The organism is Pseudomonas sp. S09G 359 (assembly GCF_002843605.1).
Lineage (GTDB): Bacteria > Pseudomonadota > Gammaproteobacteria > Pseudomonadales > Pseudomonadaceae > Aquipseudomonas.
Genome location: NZ_CP025263.1, coordinates 6,326,345 through 6,348,043, shown reverse-complemented (window position 1 = coordinate 6,348,043; position 21,699 = coordinate 6,326,345). Strand labels below are relative to the sequence as shown.

Below are 21,699 nucleotides of genomic sequence, written 5' to 3'. Positions count from 1 at the left end.
CGCGATCATGACCGAGTCGCAAACCGCCTTCGAGCTGTTGCTGGACATCGACCGCCGCTGCCGTCTGCTGGCCGCCGACCTGCCGTCCCAGGAAACCCGCCAGCAGCGCTGGAGCGGCATCGGGTTTCGCCTGGGGCAGCATTGGTACGTGGCGCCCATGGGCGAAGTCGCGGAGGTTTTGCATGAGCCGCGCTGCACCTTGATGCCCGGGGTCAAGCCGTGGGTCAAGGGCGTGGCCAACCTGCGCGGGCGCTTGCTGCCGGTGATGGACCTGGGCGGTTTCCTCGGCATGCCCTTGTCCAAGGCGCGTAAGCAACGGCGGGTGCTGGTGGTGGAATACAACGACCTGTTTGTCGGGCTGCTGGTGGACGAGGTGGTGGGAATGCAACATTTCGCACAAGACGCACTGCTGGCCAGCGCCCACCCCGGCGCACCGTTTATCCAGGGCCAGTTCGACGGCGACCCGCTGTGGCTGGTCTTCAGCCCCTTTGCCCTGGCCCAGGCCCCAGGCTTCATGGATGTTGCCGCATGACCACCGCCACCACGCCCAAGCCCCAGGCCGCGTCGCGCAGCCGCTCGCAGATCATCGTGCTGTTTATCGCGTTGATCGTGTTCATCATGTTGTTGTTTGCCAACTTCGCGTACCTCAACACCCAGTCCACCTATGACAAACAGTACATCGGCCACGCCGGTGAGCTGCGCGTGCTGTCCCAGCGCATCGCCAAGAATGCCACCGAAGCGGCCGCCGGCAAGGCTGCCGCGTTCAAGCTGTTGGGCGAGGCGCGCAACGACTTCGCCCAACGCTGGGGCTATCTGAAAAAAGGCGACCAGGAAACCGGCCTGCCCGCCGCGCCCAATGCGGTACGCGCCGAAATGCGCGCGGTGCAGACCGACTGGGAAGCGCTGCTGAAAAACACCGACGCTATCCTTGCCAGCGAGCAGACCGTGCTGTCCCTGCACCAGGTGGCCGCGACCCTGGCCGAAACCGTGCCGCAGTTGCAGATGGAGTCGGAAAAGGTCGTCGATATCCTGCTGCAGCGCGGCGCCCCGGCCAGCCAGGTGGCCTTGGCCCAGCGCCAGTCGTTGCTCGCCGAACGTATTTTGGGTGCGGTGAACACCGTGCTGGCCGGCGACGAAACCGCCGTGCAGGCCGCCGACGCCTTTGGCCGTGATGCTGCGCGTTTCGGCCAGGTGCTCAACGGCATGCTCAACGGCAACCCGGGCCTGCGCATCACCCAGGTCGAAGACCGTGACGCCCGCGCGCGGCTGGCGGAAATCGCCGAACTGTTCGAGTTTGTTTCCGGCTCTGTGGATGAAATCCTCGAAACCTCGCCGCAGTTGTTCCAGGTACGCGCCTCGGCGAGCAATATCTTCAACCTGTCGCAGACCTTGCTGGATGAAGCCTCGCACCTGGCCACCGGGTTTGAAAACCTGGCCAGCGGGCGCAGTTTCGACACCATTGGCGGCTATGTGCTGGGCCTGCTGGCGCTGGCGTCGATCATCCTGATCGGCCTGGTGATGGTGCGCGAAACCAACCGCCAGCTGCATGAAACCGCCGAGAAGAACGAGCGCAACCAGAACGCGATCATGCGCCTGCTGGATGAAATCGAAGACCTGGCCGATGGCGACCTCACCGTGACCGCCTCGGTCACCGAAGACTTCACCGGCACCATCGCCGACTCGATCAATTATTCCGTCGACCAACTGCGCGACCTGGTGGCGACCATCAACCTCACCGCCGGGCAAGTGGCCGGCGCGGTGCAGGACACCCAGGCCACCGCCATGCACCTGGCCCAGGCGTCGGAGCACCAGGCCCAGCAGATTGCCGAAGCCTCCACCGCGATCAACCAGATGGCCCAGTCCATCGACCAGGTATCGGCCAACGCGGCTGAATCCTCGGCTGTGGCGGAGCGCTCGGTAGAGATCGCCAACAAAGGCAACGAGGTGGTGCACAACACCATCCACGGCATGGACAACATCCGCGAGCAGATCCAGGACACCGCCAAGCGCATTAAGCGCCTGGGCGAGTCCTCCCAGGAAATTGGCGATATTGTCAGCCTGATCGACGATATTGCCGACCAGACCAACATCCTCGCCCTTAACGCCGCGATCCAGGCGAGCATGGCCGGGGACGCCGGGCGCGGCTTTGCCGTGGTGGCCGATGAAGTGCAACGGCTGGCCGAGCGTTCGTCGGCGGCCACGCGGCAGATCGAAACCCTGGTACGCGCGATCCAGGCCGACACCAACGAGGCGGTCATCTCCATGGAGCAGACCACCACCGAAGTGGTGCGCGGCGCGCGGCTGGCCCAGGACGCGGGGGTGGCGCTGGAAGAAATCGAAGGCGTATCGAAAACCCTCGCGGCGCTGATCCAGAGCATCTCCAACGCGGCGCAGCAACAGACGTCGTCGGCGGGGCAGATTTCCCTGACCATGAACGTGATCCAGCAGATCACCACGCAGACGTCGTCGGGGTCTACTGCCACGGCGGAGAGCATCGGCAATTTGGCGAAGATGGCCAGCCAGTTGCGGCGGTCGGTGTCGGGCTTCACCCTCCCGCCCCCGAAACAGGCAGATGACTGAAATGCATTCAAAATGTGGGAGGGGGCTTGCCCCCGATTGCAGTGGGTCAGCCGTAGATATATCAACTGACAGTCTGCTATCGGGGGCAAGCCCCCTCCCACATTGGATCTCCATCATTGTTGAGATTTGGGCAACACCAGCAACCCACGAATTCTAAGCGGAGCAGTTATGGTTGACCGGCACGACTACGTGGCCCTCGAATGGGTCAAGGGCGACATTGCCGAAACCTTGAAACAGGCCCGTTCGGCGCTGGACGCTTTTGTCGAAACCGCCGACAGCGATGCGCTCGACGAGTGCCTGGCCGGCATCCACCAGGTGCATGGCGCGCTGCAAATGGTCGAGTTCTACGGCGCCGCGCTGTTGGCCGAAGAGATCGAAGCACTGGCCTTGGCGCTGCAGGCCGGCCACGTCAGCCAGCGCGATGAAAGCATTCGCCTGCTGCAACAGGCCCTCGGCCAATTGCCGCTGTACCTGGACCGCATCCACAGCGCGCGCCGCGACCTGCCGTTGGTGGTGTTGCCGTTGCTCAATGACCTGCGCAGCGCCCGCGGCGAAAGCCTGCTGTCGGAAACCAGCCTGTTCAGCCCGCAATTGCTGTCGATTGCCCCACTGCCGGATGAAGCCCTGGCCCAGCGCGCGCCGCCGGACCTGCACGAACAATTGCTGCAATGGCACCAACTGCTGCAACAGGCCCTGGCCGGGCTGCTGCGCGAAGACCACGGCCCGAGCAACCTGGAAGACATGGCGCGGGTCTTCGCGCGCCTCGAAGCATTGTGCCAGGGCGCGCCGCTGTTGCCGCTGTGGCAAGTCACCTCGGCGCTGGTCGAGGGCATGCTCACCGGCGTGATCGCCAACAGCCCGGCGCTGCGCAGCCTGCTCAAGGCCAGCGACAAGCAACTCAAGCGCCTGCTGGCCCAGGGCATCGGCGGCATCAACCAACCGGCGCCGGATGAGCTGCTCAAGAGCCTGCTGTTCTACGTGGCCAAAGTCACCCGGCCGACGCCGCGCATGCAAAGCCTCAAGGAACGTTACGGCCTGGATGAGGCGTTGCCCGACAGCGCCGTGGTCGATGCCGAGCGCGCGCGCCTGGCCGGGCCGGACCGCAATGCCATGGGCTCGGTGCTCGGTGCGTTGTGTGAGGAACTGGTGCGGGTCAAGGAGCGCCTCGACCTGTTCGTGCGCAGCGACCGCCAACACACCAGCGACCTCGACGCCTTGCTCGCGCCGCTGCGGCAGATCGCCGATACCCTCGCCGTACTGGGTTTCGGCCAGCCGCGCAAAGTCATCATCGACCAGCTTGCCGTGGTGCTGAGCCTGGCCCAAGGCCAGCGCGAGCCAAATGACGCGGTGTTGATGGATGTCGCCGGCGCCTTGCTGTATGTCGAGGCAACTCTGGCCGGCATGGTCGGTACGGTCGAGCCGGAAAGCCGCGAAGAGAGCCGCTTGCCCACCACCGACCTGACCCAGATCCACCAGTTGGTAATCCGCGAATCCTGCCAGTGCCTGCGCCAGGCCAAGGAACTGGTGATCGACTGCCTCGAAGCCGACTGGGATCGCCAGCGCCTGGAATCCTTGCCGGAGCTGTTGAGCCAGGTGCGCGGCGCCCTGGCGATGATTCCACTGCCGAGGGCGGCGAGCCTGATGCGTGGCTGCACCGATTACGTTGACGAACAGCTGATGAGCCACGACAGCCCGCCCTCCGAAATGCAGCTGGCGCATTTCGCCGACGTGATCAGCAGCCTGGAGTACTACCTGGAACGCATGCTCCAGGACCCCGACGCCGCCGGCGAACGGGTGCTGGAGTTGGCCACCCAGGGCCTGGCTGCGCTCGGTTACCTGCCCGCCGAAAAACCCTGGCGCCAGGCCTTGGCGGCGCCGGACGGTGCGCTCTCCACCGATGAAGCGCCGAGCCAATCGCAATTCGACGCGTTGGCCAGCCCCACCTCGCGCCTCAACCCGCCTGCCTTGCAGCGCCCCGGTAGCCTGCTGCCGCCGCCGGCTGATGAAGAACCTATCGACGACGAACTGCGCGAAGTCTTCCTCGAAGAAACCGACGAAGTGCTTGAAGTGCTGCACCGCCACCTGCCCCACAGCGCCGATAAAACCGCCCAGGGCGAAATGCGCCGCGCGTTCCACACCCTCAAGGGCAGCGGCCGCATGGTGCGCGCGCTGGTGCTGGCCGAGCTGGCATGGGCCGTGGAGAACCTGCTCAACCGTGTGCTGGAGCGCAGCGTGGCTCTTGGCCCCGACGTGCAGCAGGTACTGGATGAAGCCGTCGCGCTGTTGCCGGAACTGATCGCTGACTTCGCCATTGACGACCAACGCCAACGCGATGAAGTCGACGCCCTGGCTGCCCGTGCCCACGCCCTGGCCAGCGGCACACCGGCCGCCGAACCCCATGACCCGATGCTGCTGGAGATCTTCCGTAACGAAGCCCAGAGCCATCTGGACAGCCTCAACCACTTCCTGCAACAGGCCGCCGAACACGTGCCGCTGCAAGTCAGCGATGAACTGCAGCGCGCCCTGCACACCCTCAAGGGCAGCGCCTATATGGCCGGCGTACTGCCGATCGCCGAACTGGCGCGCCCGCTCGATCACCTGACCCGCGAGTACAAGGCCCATCGCCTGCCGCTGGACCTGGATGAAGTGGAGTTGCTGCTGGAAGCCGAGGGCCTGTTCCAGCGTGGGCTGCGCCAGTTGGACAGCGACCCGCTGGTGCCGATCAAGGGTGCAACGGACCTGATCAACCGCACCCAAAGCCTGCTCGACCAGCAGCTTCAAGCCCTGCTCGACGCACCGAGCACCGGCCTGCGCATCAAGCGCGACCCGCAACTGATCGCCAACTTCCTGGCCCAGGGCATGGACATCCTGCTCGACGCCGAAAGCCTGCTGCGCCGCTGGCAACAACACCCCGGCGAGCGCCAGGAACTCACCGCGCTGCTGGACGAATTGACCACCCTGGGGGAGGGCGCGCACATCGCCGACCTGCACCCCATCGATGAACTCTGCGAGGCCTTGCTCGACCTGTATGGCGCCGTGGAAGAAAGCAGCCTGGCGGTGAGCGAGCGGTTTTTCCATGAGGCCGACCAGGCCCATGAAGCGCTGATCAGCATGCTTGACCAACTGGCGGCAGGGCAGGAAATCAGCCCGGCGCCGGCACGGGTCGAGGCGCTGCGCGAGCTGCTGGATGAAGCGCTCGACCCGTCCGCCACGGGCTTGATCAAAAGTGATGGCAGCCGTGCGCTGAGTATTTCGGAGCTGGGCGCCGCTACGGCGCAGCTGGATCATGACACGACGGTGGACGATGAGATCGTCGAGATCTTCCTCGAAGAGGCGGTGGATATCCTCGACAGCGCCGGGCAGTCCCTCAAGCGTTGGTTGCTGGAGCCCGAGAGCGCGGCGCCGTTGTCGTCATTACAGCGGGATTTGCACACCCTCAAGGGTGGCGCGCGCATGGCCGAGATCGGCCCGGTGGGTGACCTGGCCCATGAACTGGAAGGTCTTTACGAAGGCTTGGTGGACCGCCGCTACAGCTACTCCACCGAGTTGTCCCAGGTGCTGATGGCCAGCCACGAACGGCTGGCGCTGCAACTGGAAGAACTGCAGCACCACCAGCCCCTGAGCGACTGTGCGGAGCTGGTCGCCAAGGTGCGCGCGTTGCGCCAGAACAGTACGCCGACTGCGCCGGTTGCAGCGCCGCCAGCCTCGGGTGCTGACCCTGAGTTGCTGGAAATATTCCTCGAAGAAGCCGCCGATATTCTCGACAGTTCCGGTGCCGCATTGCTGCGCTGGCAGGCGGAGCCGAACAATCGCCAGGAAGTCGAAACCCTGCTGCGCGACCTGCACACCCTCAAGGGCGGCGCGCGCATGGTCGAGATCGGGCCGATTGGCGACCTGGCCCATGAGCTGGAATTTCTTTACGAAGGCTTGTCCGCCGGGTTGCTCGCGCCGTCCGCCGAGCTGTTCGCCCTGCTGCAAGGCTGCCATGACCGCCTGGCGCAGATGATCGACGCGGTGGCCGATGGCTTGCCGGTGGGTTCGGTGGACAAGCTGATCAAGCGCATCAAAAGCCTGGTGCACCCAAGCGTCGAACCGGTGGCGCCGGTGGCCCTGCCGGCGGGCAAGGCCGAAGCGGCGGTGGACCCTGCCGCCGACATGGTGAAAATTTCTGCCGAGTTGCTGGATGACCTGGTCAACCTGGCCGGCGAAACCTCGATCTTCCGTGGCCGTATCGAACAGCAGGTCAACGACGCACGCATCGCCCTCACCGAAGTGGAAACCACCATCGAGCGCATGCGCGACCAACTGCGCCGCCTCGACACCGAAACCCAGGGCCGCATCCTCAGCCGTCAGCAGGCCGAGGCCGAGCGCCTCGGCTATGAAGAATTCGACCCACTGGAAATGGACCGCCATTCGCAGTTGCAGCAACTGTCCCGCGCGCTGTCCGAATCGGTCTCCGACCTGCTCGACCTCAAGGACACCCTCGACCGCCGCAACGAGGATGCCCACGACCTGTTGCAGCAACAGGCGCGCATCAACACCGAGTTGCAGGAAGGCCTGATGCGCACGCGCATGGTGCCGTTTGAACGCATGTTGCCGCGCCTTAAACGCATCGTGCGCCAGGTGGCGCAGGAGCTGGGCAAGGATGTGGAATTCATCGTCGGCAATGCCGAGGGCGAAATGGACCGCAACGTGCTGGAACGCATGGCCGCGCCCTTGGAACATATGCTGCGCAACGCCGTCGACCATGGCCTGGAATCCCGCGAAGCGCGCCTGGCGGCCGGTAAACCGGAGAAAGGTCGGATTAGCCTGGACCTGACCCACGAAGGCGGCGATATCGTCTTCGACATGCGCGACGACGGCGCTGGCGTGCCCCTCGAGGCCGTGCGGCGCAAGGCGATCAAGCGCGGCCTGCTCGCGCCTGGGCAGGAGATCAGTGACCGCGACGTGTTGCAGTTCATCTTGCAGCCGGGCTTTTCCACCGCAGAAAAGATCACGCAGATTTCCGGGCGTGGCGTGGGCATGGACGTGGTGCATGAAGAAGTGCGCCAGCTCGGCGGCTCGATGTTCATTGAGTCGACGCCGGGCGCGGGCGTGCATTTTCGCATTCGCTTGCCGTTCACCGTGTCGGTTAACCGCGCGCTGATGGTGCAATGCGCGGACGACCAATACGCGATCCCGCTCAACACCATCGAAGGCCTGGTGCGCGTGCTGCCCCATGAGTTGGCCGGGCACTATCAGCAAGACCCGCCGCGTTATGAATATGCCGGCCAGCGCTACGAATTGTTCTACCTGGGCGACCTGCTGCACACCGTCGCTCGCCCCAAGCTGCTCGGCCAGTACCAGCCGGTGCCGGTGCTGCTGGTGCAATGCAACGAGCGGCGCGTGGCCATCCATGTGGATGCCATGGCCGGTACCCGGGAAATCGTGGTCAAGGGCCTGGGCCCGCAGTTTGCCGGGGTGCAGGGTTTGTCCGGGGCGACCATCCTCGGCGATGGCCGGGTGGTGTTGATCATCGACCTGCTCGCGCACATCCGCGCGCGGCAACCGGCCTTGCCGGCGCAGGCGGTGGATGCGCCGCTGATGCTCAATGACCCACTGAAAAAGCGCCCGCTGCTGGTGCTGGTGGTGGACGATTCGGTGACCGTGCGCAAAGTCACCAGCCGCCTGCTGGAGCGCAACGGCATGAACGTGCTGACCGCCAAGGACGGCATCGACGCCATCGCCGTGCTCGAAGAACACACGCCGGACCTGATGCTGCTCGACATCGAGATGCCGCGCATGGACGGCTTTGAAGTGGCCACCCAAGTGCGCAACGACCCCCGGCTGATGCGCCTGCCGATCATCATGATCACGTCCCGCACCGGCCAGAAACACCGCGACCGCGCCATGGCCATTGGCGTCAACGAGTACCTGGGCAAGCCGTATCAGGAGTCGGCTCTGCTGGACAGCATCGCCTATTGGAGCAAGTCCCATGCTTGACCACCGCACCAGCCAACTCACCGGCCTGCTGCTGCCCTTGGCTGACCGCCATCTGGTATTGCCCAACGTTGCCGTGGCCGAACTGATCGACTTCCAGCGCGGCGAACCGGCCAGCGATGCACCGCCGTGGTATTTGCGGCAAGTGACTTGGCGCGATTGGCAAATTCCGCTGATCAGCTTCGAAGCCGCCTGCGGCGAGGCCAGCGTAACGGCCGAGCGCTCACGGATCGTAGTGTTGAATGCCTTGGGCGGCCGGCCGACGCTGAAGTTTATTGCGCTGGTGATCCAGGGCATTCCCCGCTCGTACAAGCTCGACAGCGAATTGAGCTACGTGGACGTGCCGCTGTGCCCGCTGGAGCTGGCGGCGGTGCAGGTGGGCGAGCATGTGGCGAAGGTGCCTGACCTCATGGGGCTCGAAGCCCTGCTGGTAGAGTCCGGCCTGGCCTGAAAAATCTGTCGGAATATTCTCTACGGCGAGCGGGCTTGTTGTGGCGAGCGGGCTCGCCACAATTGGGACCGCTATCTAACAAACACCACTGAGCAAATGTGGGAGGGGGCTTGCCCCCGATGGAGTACTGCCAGTTGATACAGCTGTAGCTGACCCACCGCTCTCGGGGGCAAGCCCCCTCCCACAGTAAAGATCCCCACCCCACTGCCGATAGCGAGGGGAGTTTTTCGACAGAAGTATCGACGCAATGTGGCTTTTGGATGGGTTTGCCTGGCTGTACAACCTCAATAGTTTTACTGGCGTGCTGCTGATGTGGTTTGCGGTGCTGGTGCTCACGGCGGCAGTGACCATGAACGTGCAGTCCAGCCGCGGCAAGCTGTGGGGGTTCATGATTACGTCGGCAGGCGCGGTGTTTATTCTGCTGTATCTCGAAAGCCTCAGGCTGATCGGTGACGATAAGGCTATCAAAGGCGTTGTGAGCAATTTCGTGGTCATGACCCTGGGTGGGCTCGGCTCAGGCCTGCTGGCGGTGGCGATAACCGAGAAGCCGACCCCGGATGAAGAAACACAGGCCCGAAGGTTCATCCGTGATCGCCTGCTGGACGCCCTGGAATATGCCTTCGTATTTTTCGCGATTTGTTCGCTCACTCTGCTTGCGTTTGGCCTGCTGTTTAACTGGATGGGGTTTCCTCCCATCGATGAACATGACCTGCTAAGCCTGCTGATTGTGTGCCTCGGGGCACTGCTGGGCTACGCGATAGCCTCCCGTGTAAGCCGCTTGGAAAACTGGGAGCAACTCGGTGCCGGCGCGCTGGTTGCGCTGCTCTTACTGCTGTTGCCGGTTTATGCTCAAGCCCTGTCGGGCCTGTGGGATTGGAGCGCGCCGGCGGTGCTGGGGCTGCATGTGTTTGCGGCATTGGCGCTGCTTAGGACCATCTGGTTCCATCGCACCGAATGGCGCAACGCCTGAATGCGCGTATTCATTGGGTCATCGTTAACCTGGGCGTAACAGTCCAACGTCCAGCTTGATTGATGCCCCCCCGTTTCACTCCTAAGGTAAGCCCCACGACAGCCAACCCGTGGAGCGACCATGACAATAATAACCACCCCCGACTCGCGCTGGACGCGGCGGCGCGATGAGAAGCAGCGGCGCCTCGGGCTGGTCAAACACTACGCAGACGGGGCGGTGTTGCCCAGTGACAAGATCGTCGAAGCCCTGGAAGCGCTGATCCTGCCCGGCGACCGTGTCGTGCTGGAAGGAAACAACCAGAAACAAGCCGACTTCCTCTCGCGCTCCCTGGCCAAGGCCGACCCGGCCAAGCTCCACGATTTGCACATGATCATGCCCAGTGTCGGCCGTTCCGAGCACCTGGACCTGTTTGAAAAAGGCATCGCGCGCAAGCTGGATTTCTCCTTCGCCGGCACCCAATCCCTGCGCATCAGCCAGTTGCTGGAAGACGGCCTGCTGGAAGTCGGCGCGATCCACACCTACATCGAACTCTACGCGCGGCTGGTAGTGGACCTGATCCCCAACGTGGTGCTCTCCGCCGGGTTCATGGCTGACCGTGCTGGCAATATCTACACCGGCGCGAGCACCGAAGATACGCCGGCGCTGATCGAACCCGCGGCGTTCAGCGATGGCATCGTGATCGTGCAGGTCAACCAGTTGGTGGATGACGTCACCGATTTGCCCCGCGTCGACATCCCGGCGAGCTGGGTGGATTTTGTCGTGGTGGCCGACAAGCCGTTCTATATCGAACCGCTGTTCACCCGTGACCCACGCCATATCAAGCCCGTGCATGTGCTGATGGCGATGATGGCGATCCGTGGCATCTACGAAAAACACAACGTGCAGTCGCTCAACCACGGTATTGGTTTCAACACCGCCGCCATTGAATTGATCCTGCCCACCTACGGCGAATCCCTCGGCCTCAAGGGCAAGATCTGCCGCAACTGGACCCTCAACCCGCACCCCACGCTGATCCCTGCGATTGAAAGCGGCTGGGTTGAAAGCGTGCACTGCTTCGGCACCGAACTGGGCATGGAGAACTACATCGCCGCACGGCCGGATGTGTTCTTCACCGGCCGCGACGGCTCAATGCGCTCCAACCGCATGTTTTGCCAACTCGCCGGCCAATACGCGGTGGACCTGTTTATCGGCGCCACCCTGCAAGTGGATGGCGACGGGCATTCCAGTACCGTCACCCGTGGCCGCCTCGCCGGTTTTGGTGGGGCGCCGAACATGGGCCATGACCCACGCGGCCGTCGTCATGGCACCCCGGCGTGGCTGGACATGCGCCACGACGATGCGCCCGAAGCGCTGCTGGAGCGCGGCAAAAAGCTGGTGGTGCAAATGGTCGAGACCTTCCAGGAAGGCGGCAAGCCCACCTTTGTCGACACTCTCGACGCCGTGGAAGTGGCACGCAAAAGCGGCATGCCCCTGGCGCCGATCATGATCTACGGCGATGACGTGACCCACCTGCTCACCGAAGAGGGCATCGCCTACCTGTACAAGGCGCGCTCCCTGGAAGAACGCCAGGCGATGATCGCCGCCGTCGCCGGGGTGACCGCCATCGGTATGCGGCATAACCCCAAGGACACTGCGCGCATGCGCCGCGAAGGCTTGATCGCCCTGCCCGAAGACCTCGGCATCCGCCGCACCGACGCCACCCGCGAGCTGCTGGCCGCCAAGAGCGTGGCCGACCTGGTGGACTGGTCCGGTGGCCTGTACAACCCGCCCGCCAAATTCAGGAGCTGGTAAATGCGCGCCCTTAAACTGGATGAACTGAGCCTGGCCGACCGCCTGGCGGATATGGCCGTCGATGCGTTGATCGATGAGGCTGACCTGTCGCCCAAACCTGCATTGGTGGACCGGCGTGGCAATGGCGCCCACAGCGATTTGCACCTGGGCCTGATGCACGCCTCGGCGTTGTCGCTGTGGCCGATGTTCAAGGAGATGGCCGAAGCCGCGCTTGAGTTCGGTGAAGTCGGCTTGCCCCTGCGTGAAGCCCTCGGGCGCATCGGCCGTGAAGGCGAGCTCGCGATGCTCGCCACTACCAACGGCGTGAACACCCATCGCGGTGCCATCTGGGCGCTTGGTTTGCTCACCGCTGCGGCGGCGCTGGAACCCCGCGCCATCACGCTGACCGCCGCCAAGTTGGCGCTGCTCAACGACCGCTACGCCCCGCAACCCCTGAGCCATGGCGCCCAGGTGGCCCAGCGCTACGGCGCACGCGGTGCCCGTGAAGAAGCGCAGTTGGGCTTCCCTTCGGTCATGCAACGCGGTCTGCCGCAGTTGCACAAAAGCCGCCGGCAAAACGCCGGCGAACAGAACGCGCGCCTGGATGCCTTGCTCGCGATCATGACCGACCTGGCCGACACCTGCGTGCTCTACCGCGCCGGCTTGGAGGGCCAGCACGCCATGCAACGCGGTGCCCAGGCGGTGCTGGATGCCGGCGGCAGCGCGACCCTCGGCGGTCGCCGCCAGCTGCACGCGCTGGACCAGCAACTGCTGGCCCTGAATGCCTCCCCCGGCGGTGCCGCCGACCTGTTGGCTGCCTGCCTGTTTATCGACCGCCTCGACGGAGCGCTGTGATGGAAACCTTATCCTTTGAATTCCCCGCCGGGCAGCCAGCCAAGGGCCGTGCACTGGTGGGGTGTGTCGGTTCCGGCGACCTCGAAGTGCTGCTGGAACCGGGCACGCCCGGCACGCTGACCATCCAGGTGCAGACCTCGGTAAATGGCGCCGAGCAGCGCTGGCAGCATCTGTTCGAGCGGATCTTCCAGGAGCACACGCCACCGGCGTTGAACATCGATATCCACGATTTTGGCGCCACCCCCGGCGTGGTGCGTTTGCGCCTGGAGCAGGGTTTCGAGGAGATCGGCCATGACTGACTTCCTGAGCAAACACAGCTTTGTCGAACTCGGTGCACGCCAGCGTGCCAAGGCCCTGTTGGACGCCGGCACCTACCGCGAATTGATCGACCCGTTCCAGCGCGTGATGTCGCCATGGCTCAGCCGCCAGGGCGTGGTGCCGCAAGCCGATGACGGCGTGGTCATCGCCAAGGGCAGCGTTGCGGGGTTGCCGGTAGTGGTTGCCGCCATCGAAGGCAACTTCCAGGGCGGCAGCCTCGGTGAGGTCGGTGGTGCAAAAATCGCCGGTGCCCTGGAGCTGGCCGCGGAAGACAACCGCAAAGGCATCCCGACCCGCGCCGTATTGCTGCTGGAAACCGGTGGCGTGCGTCTGCAGGAAGCCAACCTGGGTCTGGCGGCGATTGCCGATATCCACGCGGCCATTGTCGACCTGCGCCAGTACCAGCCGGTGATCGGGGTAGTGGCGGGCAGCGTCGGTTGTTTTGGCGGTATGTCCATCGCCGCCGGGCTGTGCAGCTACCTTGTTGTCACCCGCGAAGCACGCTTGGGCCTCAATGGCCCGCAAGTGATCGAGCAGGAAGCTGGCCTGGAAGAATACGACTCCCGCGACCGCCCCTTCATCTGGAGCCTTACCGGCGGCGAGCAACGGTTCAACAGCGGCTTGGCCGACCGCTATGTGGCGGACGACGTGGCGCAGATCCAGCAAACCATCAGCGTTTTATTGCAGCAAGGCCTGCCTGCCCAGCAACGCAGCCAACAGGCCGATAACTACCTCGCGCGCTTGAACGAGTTGGATGCCACGCCGCAAATCGACCCGGCCACGGTTCGCGATCTGTATCAGGGAGAACGCTCATGAGAGGCTTGCAGTGGTTTAACGCATTGAGCGCCGGTGCCACGCCTGTGGAAGGGTTGCCGGCCTCGCTGAAAGTCGCCGACGCTGAGATGGGGCGCTTTATCGCCGTAGTCACCGACCCACAAAACCGCTTCCCGCGCGCGCGCAACGGCGAAGTCGGCTTGCTGGAAGGCTGGGGCCTGGCCAAGGCGGTCGATGAAGCCATCGCCCGTGGCGACAAGCGCCCGATCATCGCCATTGTCGATGTGCCGAGCCAAGCCTACGGCCGTCGTGAAGAAGCCCTCGGCATCCACCAGGCGCTGGCCGCCGCCGCCGACAGCTACGCCCGCGCGCGCCTGGCCGGGCACCCGGTGATTGCACTGCTGGTGGGCAAGGCCATGTCCGGCGCGTTCCTGGCCCACGGCTACCAGGCCAACCGCCTGATCGCCCTGCGCGACCCCGGTGTGATGGTACACGCCATGGGCAAGGCTTCGGCCGCGCGGGTGACCCTGCGCAGCGTCGAGGAGCTGGAAGCCCTGGCCGCCAGCGTGCCGCCCATGGCCTATGACATCGACAGCTATGCCAGCCTGGGGTTGCTGTGGGAAACCTTGTCGGTCAGCCAGATAGAACAGCCGACGCCGGAGGATGTGGCGCGGGTCAGCGATTGCCTGGCGAGTGCGATCAAGGACATCACCAGCACCGACTTGAGCGGGCGCCTCGGCGCTGCCAATCGCGCCGCGTCCAGCCATGTGCGCCAACTGCTGCGGGCGCAATGGTGAACGCCCACGATTTGCTCTGGGGCATGGCCCCGGCGCACTTGCCCGCCGACGCCCCGGCCTGGGCGGTGGACGCGCTCAGCGCCGGCCACCCGGTGGTGGTGCGCCGCGCGGTGGCTGACCCCGGCTATGTGGCGGTCGGCGTGCGCGGGCGCTTGCGTGAGCAGCGATTTGCGGCCGTGATGCCCCTTGCAGCCGTCCAGCGGCGCGTGGCACCGGAGGCGCTGAGCGAGGTGATCTCGCCCCGGGATTTACCGGCCTTGCAGGCGCTGGCGCAACTGCGCCTGGTGCTGGCGCAAGAGGCCTGGGGCGTCACCGGTAGCGCGGGTTTTGAGTTGGCCAGCGGCATTGAAGCGCTGCATGCTCAAAGCGATCTGGATTTGATTCTGCGCACGCCCGAGCCGATGACCCGCGCCGATGCCGAAGACCTTTTGGCGTTGCTTGATACGGCGGTGTGCGCCGTGGACCTGCAACTGCAAACGCCGTTCGGCGCCGTGGCCCTGCGCGAATGGGCGAGTGGTTCCCGTCGTGTGTTGCTGAAAACCACCCACGGTGCGCACCTGGTACTCGACCCGTGGCAGGCCGTGGCATGAGCAGCCTGCTGGTGTTTCCGGGGCAGGGCGCCCAGCGCACGGGCATGCTCCAGGCGCTGCCGGCGAGCATTCTGGAAGAGGCCAGCGATGTGTTGGGCGAAGATGTGCGTGCATTGGATACGGCGCAAGCGCTGACCAACACGCGGGCTGTTCAGCTCTGCCTTTTGATCACCGGTGTGGCCCATGCGCGCCTGTTGGAATGCATTCCGGATTATGTCGCGGGCCTGTCGATTGGCGCCTACCCGGCGGCAGTGATCGCGGGGGCGTTGGGCTTCAGCGAGGCGATCAAACTCGTCAGCCTGCGCGGCGAGCTGATGCAGAACGCTTATCCACACGGTTTTGGGATGACCGCGCTGATCGGCCCGGACTTATCCACAGTGGAAAAACTCCTGGCCGAAATCCACAGCCCCGAAACTCCGGTGTACCTGGCCAATATCAATGCGGATAACCAGACCGTGATCGCCGGCAGCGATGCGGCGATGCAGCGTGTCGCCGCACGCATCAAAGGCAACGGCAGCGCCAGGCGCCTGGCCGTGAGCGTGCCGTCCCACTGCGCGTTGCTGCAAGAACCTGCCCAGGCGTTGGCCGATGCGTTCGTTGCGCTCAAGGCGCCGCGCATCACCTACCTGAGCAGTACGCGCGCGCGGCCGATCCACAACCCCGAGCAACTGCGCGACGACCTGGCCTTTAACATGTGCCGCGTCGTCGACTGGCGCGGCACCGTGCAAAGTGCCTACGAGCGCGGTGTGCGCCTGCAAATCGAACTGCCCCCGGGCGCCGTGCTGACCGGGCTGTCGCGCCGGGTGTTTGAACAAGGCACGGTGATCGCCTGCGAAGGCGCGCGCCTGGACACCTTGCAGGCCTTGCTGCAAGAGGAGGGTCGCCGCCACCGATAAAGCACCACCCAAGGCTTTCGAAGCACAAAAACAACAATTTCGATCGAGCACTTTGAGGACAACAACAATGATTATTTACGGTGTGGCATTGCTGGCGATCTGCACGCTCGCGGGCGTGATCATGGGCGACATGCTCGGCGTGTTGCTGGGCGTCAAATCCAACGTGGGCGGGGTCGGCATCGCCATGATCCTGCTGATCTGCGCGCGTTTGTGGATGCAAAAACGCGGCGGCATGACCAAGGATTGCGAGATGGGCGTGGGCTTCTGGGGTGCCATGTACATCCCGGTGGTGGTCGCGATGGCGGCGCAACAAAACGTGGTCACCGCCCTGCACGGCGGCCCGGTCGCCGTACTCGCGGCCATCGGTTCGGTGCTGGTGTGTGGTTGCACCATCGCCCTGATCAGCCGTACCCATAAGGGCGAACCGTTGCCCGCCGAAGAGCCGCTGATTGTTCCAGTGGGAGGTCGCTGATATGTGGGACCTCATCGAAAAAGGTTTGGAACATAACGGCCTGATCACCGCCTTTGCCTTTGTGGGCGTGGTGATGTGGATTTCTGTGGTGCTGTCCAAGCGCCTCACGTTCGGGCGCATCCATGGTTCGGCGATTGCCATCGTGATCGGCCTGGTGCTGGCTTGGGTCGGCGGCACTATTACCGGCGGGCAAAAAGGCCTGGCGGACCTGGCGCTGTTCTCCGGCATCGGCCTGATGGGCGGCGCCATGTTGCGCGACTTCGCCATTGTCGCCACGGCATTTGAGGTGCAAGCCACCGAAGCGCGCAAAGCCGGGATGATCGGTGTGATCGCCTTGCTGCTGGGCACGATCCTGCCGTTTATCGTCGGCGCGAGCATGGCCTGGGCGTTTGGTTATCGCGATGCAATCAGCATGACCACCATCGGCGCAGGCGCGGTGACCTACATCGTCGGCCCGGTGACCGGCGCAGCGATTGGCGCGACCTCGGATGTGATGGCGCTGTCGATTGCCACCGGGTTGATCAAGGCGATCCTGGTCATGGTGGGCACCCCCGTGGCGGCCCGTTGGATGGGCCTGGATAACCCGCGTTCGGCGATGGTGTTTGGTGGGTTGGCCGGGACGGTGAGTGGGGTGACGGCGGGGCTGGCGGCGACGGACCGGCGGTTGGTGCCGTATGGGGCGTTGACGGCGACGTTCCACACCGGGCTGGGGTGTTTGCTTGGGCCTTCGTTGCTGTACTTCATTGTGCGGGGGATCGTTGGCTAGTATTGGGAGTTGTGTTGGCTGGTTGGGCCTCATCGGGGGCTTGCCCCCGATGGCGGTCTCAGACCTGCCGATTGGCATACATCCGACACTCCGCCAACAACGCGAGCAAATTCGGATCGCGCTCCTTGGCCTTCAAGAACACCACGCCAATATGCTGCTGCAACCGGTACCTGGGTTGCAGCGGTATCAGCTTCACGCGGTTCTCATACACCGCCGCAATCCGTCCCGGCAGCAACGCATAACCCACCCCCGAGCTGACCATGCTCAACAGCGTGAAAATGTCATTCACCTGCATCGCCACCTTGGGCTCGAACCCCGCCTGCTTGAACACCCGGTTGCCATCCTGGTGCGTGGCAAAGCCTTGGGTGAGGGTGATGAACGTGGCGTCACGCACATCCGCCAGGTCGATTTCCCGCTCGCGGTCGAAGGGCGAATCCGCCGGGGTGGCCAGGAAGATGTCGTCGGAGAACAACGCGATCTGCTCGCAGTCGGGGTCGTTGGCGTGTTCGTCCAGGGAGATCAGGATCGCGTCCACCTCCATGTTCTTGAGCTTGTAGAGCAGGTCGAAGTTGGAGCCCAGGATCAGGTCGATATTGAGTTCGCTGCGCCGGATTTTTAGGCCCATGATCAGTTGCGGCACGGTCTTCACGGTCAGCGAGTACAGCGAGCCCAATTTGAAGCGCTCGGCAGAAAAACCCGCGGCTTCGCGGGTGAGGCGCACGCTGTCGACCACATCGGCCACCAGTTTCTGTGCGCGTTCTTCCAGGACGTAAGCGCTTTCCAGCGGGGTGAGGTTGCGCCCCTCATGTTTGAACAGCGGGCAGCGCAGGGCGTTCTCCAGCGAGTGGATGGCGCGGTGCACGCTGACATTGCTGGTCTGCAGCTCGGCGGCGGCGCGGGCCAGGTTGCCGGTGCGCATGAATGCCAGGAAGATTTCCAGCTTCTTGAGGGTAAATTCTTCGTCGATCAGCATGGCCGTGACTCTTGTTCGAATGCCGTCGATTGTGCCCGCAAAACCGTTTGGCGTCCTCGGAACGTCATAAGCTGCTTGCACTCTTATGCGCAAGGTTGGACGCTTGCCAACCTGTACTTAACGGTTACGGGAGGTCAGTGACAGATGTACCACGGGGAACGATTCAACGCCTGGAGCCATTTGCTCGGTGCAGTCGCGGCGTGTATTGGCGCCGTGTGGATGTTGGTGGTCGCGAGCCTGGATGGCAGCCCCTGGAAGATCGTCAGCGTGGCGATTTATGGCTTTACGCTGATGGTGCTGTACAGCGCGTCCACGGTGTACCACAGCGTGCGCGGGCGGCGAAAAGAGATCATGCAGAAGGTCGATCACTTTTCGATCTACCTGCTGATCGCCGGCAGCTACACGCCGTTTTGCCTGGTGACGCTACGCGGGCCGTGGGGCTGGACGCTGTTCGGGATCGTGTGGGGGCTGGCGGTGATCGGCATCTTGCAGGAGATCAAGCCGCGTTCCGAGGCGCGCATCCTGTCGATCGTGATCTACGCGGTGATGGGCTGGATCGTGCTGGTGGCGGTCAAGCCGCTGCTCGCCGCGCTGGGCACGGCGGGGTTTACGTGGCTGGCGTCGGGCGGGGTGTTGTACACCGTCGGCATCATCTTTTTTGCCTTGGAGGACCGCCTGCGGCACTCCCATGGGATCTGGCACTTGTTTGTGATCGGCGGCAGCCTGCTGCATTTTGTGGCGATCATGCATTACGTGCTCTGACAGACGACGCAATTCAAAATGTGCGAGCGGGCTTGCTCGCGAAGGCGGTAGGTCAGTTTCAGATGTACTGGCTGACACACCGTCTTCGCGAGCAAGCCCGCTCCCACATTTGATCCTCGTAGTGTTGAAAGTCCGATTTTTACAGGCGTTCCAGCAGCTCCCGGGCCCGGAGGCCTAAGATCTCCAGCAAATTCGCCAGCATATGCGGCGGCGGCTCATCGGCGCGGGTCAGGGCATACAGGGTGATCGGCAGCGGCGGCGTGAGGGTGCGGATACAGGTGGTGGCCGTCGAGGCGCCGAGGGCGGTGAAGGGGTCTATCACCGTGAGGCCGGCGCCGGACTCCACCATCGCGCGGGCCAGGGAATAGGTTTGCACCGAGAGGGTCACCCTTGGTGGGGGATCGACGTTTTCTAGGTAGCTGTCGAGTTTTGCTGCCAGCGGGTCGGCGCTGGAAAGACCAATCAGCGGCGTGCCCGCCAGATCAGCCAAGGGCAGGGGGCTGCTCAGCTCGGCTTCAGACCAATAGCCTTTGGATGCCAACGCCACCAACACACCGTTGGCCAGCACCTGCGTGGTCAACCCCGGATGGCCGGAGAAGTTGAGCGTCAGCGCCAGGTCAATCTCACGCATCAGCAGCTTCTGCACCAGCTCGCGGCTGTGGTCGCTGGACAGCTCGCAGGCCATGTCCGGGTAGTCGCGCTTCCACTCCAGGATTGCCGGCGGCAGCAGCGAAAGCGCGAGTGCCGGGATCGCGCCGATGCGCACACTCTGGCCCGGTTCACGGCGCAGGCTCTTGGCCAGGCGCCTTACGCCTTGCAGGCTCGCGGTGACTTTCTCGACTTCGCTTTCCAGTGCCAGGGCCTCTGGCGTGGGCTGCAGCTTGCCGCGCACTCGTAGGAACAGGGGGAATCCCAGCTGCAACTCGGCGTGCTGCAACACCTTGGTTACCGCCGGTTGCGACACATGCAACAACTGCGCGGCGGCGCTGATGGAGCCGGTTTGGCGGATGGCCTGGAAGATCTCGATATGACGCAAGCGCATGGCAAGTCCATAACCTTTGTTTATAGGTGACCTATCTTTATTCATTGTCGCGGGCCTGTCACCTGCCCCTAGGCTTGAGGCCTCAGGATTCAGTGGCGGGTGAAAAAGGATGGTGCACATCATCGGCGGTGGGGTGATCGGCTTGGCCAGCGCATACGCGTTGGTGCGTGCAGGCCATGAGGTGACGGTGATCGAGGCACGCGACACCTTGGGCAGCGAAACCAGTTTCGCCAACGGCGGGCAATTGTCCTATCGCTACGTGGCGCCGCTGGCCGACGCCGGGGTGCCGCTGCAAGCCATTGGCTGGCTGCTGCGCGGTGACTCGCCGCTGAAGCTGCGCCCGCGCCTTGATCGCCAGCAATGGCGCTGGATGGCGGCCTTTCTCGGCGCCTGCCGTGGCTCGGTGAACCAGCGCAATGCCGCTCACCTGCTGCGCTTGGCCGCTCTGAGCCAGGCGACCTTGGCGCAATGGCGAACGTGCGATGGCCTGGAGGGCTTCGACTGGCGGCGCAACGGCAAGCTGGTGACGTTTCGCCATGCGGCCACCTTTGAGCGTGCGCGCCACAAGGTCACGGACAGGGTGTGCCAGCAGGTGCTGTCCGCCGCCGAGTGCACACACCTGGAACCGGCGCTGACCGGCGGGGGATTTGTCGGCGGCATCTACACCCCGACTGAAGAAGTGGCGGATTGTCATGCCTTCTGCCAGCGAATGGCGGCATGGCTGGAGGCCTCCGGGCGTTGCACGTTTTTGCTCGGGCGCAAGGTCACCGGCATTCGCCAGGCCGAGGGTGTCGTGCAGGCCGTCGTCTCGGGGGCTGAGGTGATGCCGGTCGAGCACCTGGTGCTGGCGGCCGGGTATCGCAGCGCCGAGCTGGGTGTGCGGTTGCCGCTGTATCCGCTCAAGGGCTACAGCCTCAGCGTGCCGATTGGCGCACAGCACCAGGCACCGAACGTGAGCATCACCGACTACGATCGCAAGATCGTCTATGCGCGCATCGGCGAGCAGCTGCGGGTGGCGGCCATGGTGGATATCGTCGGCTTCGACGCCAGCCTTGAACCCAAGCGCCTGGCTCTGATGAAACGCCAGGCGCTGGAGACGTTTCCTCTGGCGGGCGATTACGCCCAAGCGGTGGAGTGGGCGGGTATGCGCCCGGCCACCCCGACCGGCGTGCCGCTGATTGGTGCCAGTGTCTATCGCAACCTGTGGCTGAACCTGGGCCACGGCGCCCTCGGCTTCACCCTGGCCTGCGGCAGCGGCCAGTTGCTGGCCGAGTTGATCGGCCAACACGCGCCTTCCATTGATATGCAGGGCCTTACGCCCCGCGCCGCATGAGGATGTATTGATGACCATCACCCGAATCAGCAGCAATGAGCGCCTTTCGGGCGCAGTGACGTTCAAGGACCTGGTGTTCCTCTCCGGCCAGGTGCCCGGTGACGGCCAGGACGTGGCGACACAAACCCAGGAGGTGCTGACCAGGATCGATGCACTGCTGGCCCAGGCGGGCAGCGACAAGGATCATCTGCTCAACGCAACGATCTATTTGAAAGACATCGGGAGCGGTTTTGCACCCATGAACGAGGTGTGGTCGGCCTGGCTGTCACCGTGCATGGCGCCGACGCGCACGACCTTGCAAGCGGAACTGGCGCGGCCGAGTGTGCTGGTGGAAATCAGCGTGATTGCGGTACGCAAATAACCGAAATACC

General features: G+C 64.1%; 19 protein-coding genes. 17 read left to right on the top strand and 2 right to left on the bottom strand.

The features are described from left to right. Positions 1-7: 7 nt before the first annotated feature. The 14 genes from CXQ82_RS29225 (at position 8) to madM (ending at position 17,218) form a co-directional block, all read left to right on the top strand. Positions 8-532: a chemotaxis protein CheW gene (locus CXQ82_RS29225; protein WP_101273402.1), complete on the top strand. Its 525-nt coding sequence runs from the start codon at positions 8-10 to the stop codon at positions 530-532. Then, positions 529-2,580: a methyl-accepting chemotaxis protein gene (locus CXQ82_RS29220; RefSeq protein ID WP_101273401.1), complete on the top strand. Its 2,052-nt coding sequence runs from the start codon at positions 529-531 to the stop codon at positions 2,578-2,580. The genes CXQ82_RS29225 and CXQ82_RS29220 overlap by 4 nt, the downstream gene beginning before the upstream one ends. A 168-nt stretch (positions 2,581-2,748) precedes the next feature. Continuing rightward, on the top strand, positions 2,749-8,562 hold the full coding sequence (locus tag CXQ82_RS29215) for an Hpt domain-containing protein (protein ID WP_101273400.1): 5,814 nt from the start codon (positions 2,749-2,751) through the stop codon (positions 8,560-8,562). Then, entirely contained in the window at positions 8,555-9,010 is a 456-nt protein-coding gene (locus tag CXQ82_RS29210) for a chemotaxis protein CheW (RefSeq protein WP_101273399.1), read from the top strand. The genes CXQ82_RS29215 and CXQ82_RS29210 overlap by 8 nt, the downstream gene beginning before the upstream one ends. 247 nt (positions 9,011-9,257) lie before the next feature. Next, complete coding sequence (locus CXQ82_RS29205) at positions 9,258-9,980, top strand: hypothetical protein (protein WP_101273398.1); 723 nt, start codon at positions 9,258-9,260, stop codon at positions 9,978-9,980. Between the two features lie 120 nt (positions 9,981-10,100). Next, positions 10,101-11,771 (top strand): malonate decarboxylase subunit alpha, encoded by a 1,671-nt coding sequence (gene mdcA / locus CXQ82_RS29200; protein WP_101273397.1) that lies wholly within the window; start codon positions 10,101-10,103, stop codon positions 11,769-11,771. Next, positions 11,772-12,605 carry a triphosphoribosyl-dephospho-CoA synthase gene (locus CXQ82_RS29195; protein WP_101273396.1) on the top strand — a complete coding sequence of 278 codons (834 nt, stop codon included), beginning with the start codon at positions 11,772-11,774 and terminating at the stop codon, positions 12,603-12,605. It begins immediately after the preceding gene. Continuing rightward, a complete protein-coding gene (locus CXQ82_RS29190; protein WP_101273395.1) occupies positions 12,605-12,904 on the top strand; it encodes a malonate decarboxylase subunit delta in 300 nt (99 codons plus the stop codon). Before CXQ82_RS29195 ends, CXQ82_RS29190 begins: the two co-directional genes overlap by 1 nt. After that, positions 12,897-13,739 (top strand): biotin-independent malonate decarboxylase subunit beta, encoded by an 843-nt coding sequence (locus CXQ82_RS29185; RefSeq protein ID WP_101273394.1) that lies wholly within the window; start codon positions 12,897-12,899, stop codon positions 13,737-13,739. The genes CXQ82_RS29190 and CXQ82_RS29185 overlap by 8 nt, the downstream gene beginning before the upstream one ends. After that, complete coding sequence (gene mdcE, locus CXQ82_RS29180) at positions 13,736-14,494, top strand: biotin-independent malonate decarboxylase subunit gamma (RefSeq protein WP_101273393.1); 759 nt, start codon at positions 13,736-13,738, stop codon at positions 14,492-14,494. Before CXQ82_RS29185 ends, mdcE begins: the two co-directional genes overlap by 4 nt. Beyond that, positions 14,488-15,084 (top strand): malonate decarboxylase holo-ACP synthase, encoded by a 597-nt coding sequence (locus CXQ82_RS29175; RefSeq protein ID WP_101273392.1) that lies wholly within the window; start codon positions 14,488-14,490, stop codon positions 15,082-15,084. The genes mdcE and CXQ82_RS29175 overlap by 7 nt, the downstream gene beginning before the upstream one ends. Next, positions 15,081-15,980 (top strand): malonate decarboxylase subunit epsilon, encoded by a 900-nt coding sequence (mdcH, locus tag CXQ82_RS29170; RefSeq protein WP_101273391.1) that lies wholly within the window; start codon positions 15,081-15,083, stop codon positions 15,978-15,980. Before CXQ82_RS29175 ends, mdcH begins: the two co-directional genes overlap by 4 nt. Positions 15,981-16,047: 67 nt before the next feature. After that, positions 16,048-16,452: a malonate transporter subunit MadL gene (gene madL, locus CXQ82_RS29165; protein ID WP_101273390.1), complete on the top strand. Its 405-nt coding sequence runs from the start codon at positions 16,048-16,050 to the stop codon at positions 16,450-16,452. Position 16,453: 1 nt separating this feature from the next. Then, on the top strand, positions 16,454-17,218 hold the full coding sequence (gene madM, locus CXQ82_RS29160) for a malonate transporter subunit MadM (protein ID WP_101273389.1): 765 nt from the start codon (positions 16,454-16,456) through the stop codon (positions 17,216-17,218). 58 nt (positions 17,219-17,276) lie between these two features. Here the strand turns inward: madM and CXQ82_RS29155 are convergent, their stop codons facing one another. Next, complete coding sequence (locus CXQ82_RS29155) at positions 17,277-18,191, bottom strand: LysR substrate-binding domain-containing protein (RefSeq protein WP_101273388.1); 915 nt, start codon at positions 18,189-18,191, stop codon at positions 17,277-17,279. Positions 18,192-18,335: 144 nt separating this feature from the next. Between CXQ82_RS29155 and CXQ82_RS29150 the strand changes: the two genes are divergently transcribed. Then, a complete protein-coding gene (locus CXQ82_RS29150; protein ID WP_101273387.1) occupies positions 18,336-18,953 on the top strand; it encodes a hemolysin III family protein in 618 nt (205 codons plus the stop codon). A 139-nt stretch (positions 18,954-19,092) separates the two neighbouring features. Here the strand turns inward: CXQ82_RS29150 and CXQ82_RS29145 are convergent, their stop codons facing one another. Further along, entirely contained in the window at positions 19,093-19,995 is a 903-nt protein-coding gene (locus tag CXQ82_RS29145) for a LysR family transcriptional regulator (RefSeq protein ID WP_101273386.1), read from the bottom strand. Between the two features lie 109 nt (positions 19,996-20,104). Here CXQ82_RS29145 and CXQ82_RS29140 point away from each other — a divergent pair, with 109 nt between their 5' ends. Both CXQ82_RS29140 and CXQ82_RS29135 read left to right on the top strand, forming a co-directional pair. Beyond that, positions 20,105-21,328 (top strand): D-amino acid dehydrogenase, encoded by a 1,224-nt coding sequence (locus tag CXQ82_RS29140; protein ID WP_101273385.1) that lies wholly within the window; start codon positions 20,105-20,107, stop codon positions 21,326-21,328. Positions 21,329-21,338: 10 nt separating this feature from the next. Next, entirely contained in the window at positions 21,339-21,689 is a 351-nt protein-coding gene (locus CXQ82_RS29135; RefSeq protein WP_101273384.1) for a RidA family protein, read from the top strand. Positions 21,690-21,699: the final 10 nt, after the last annotated feature.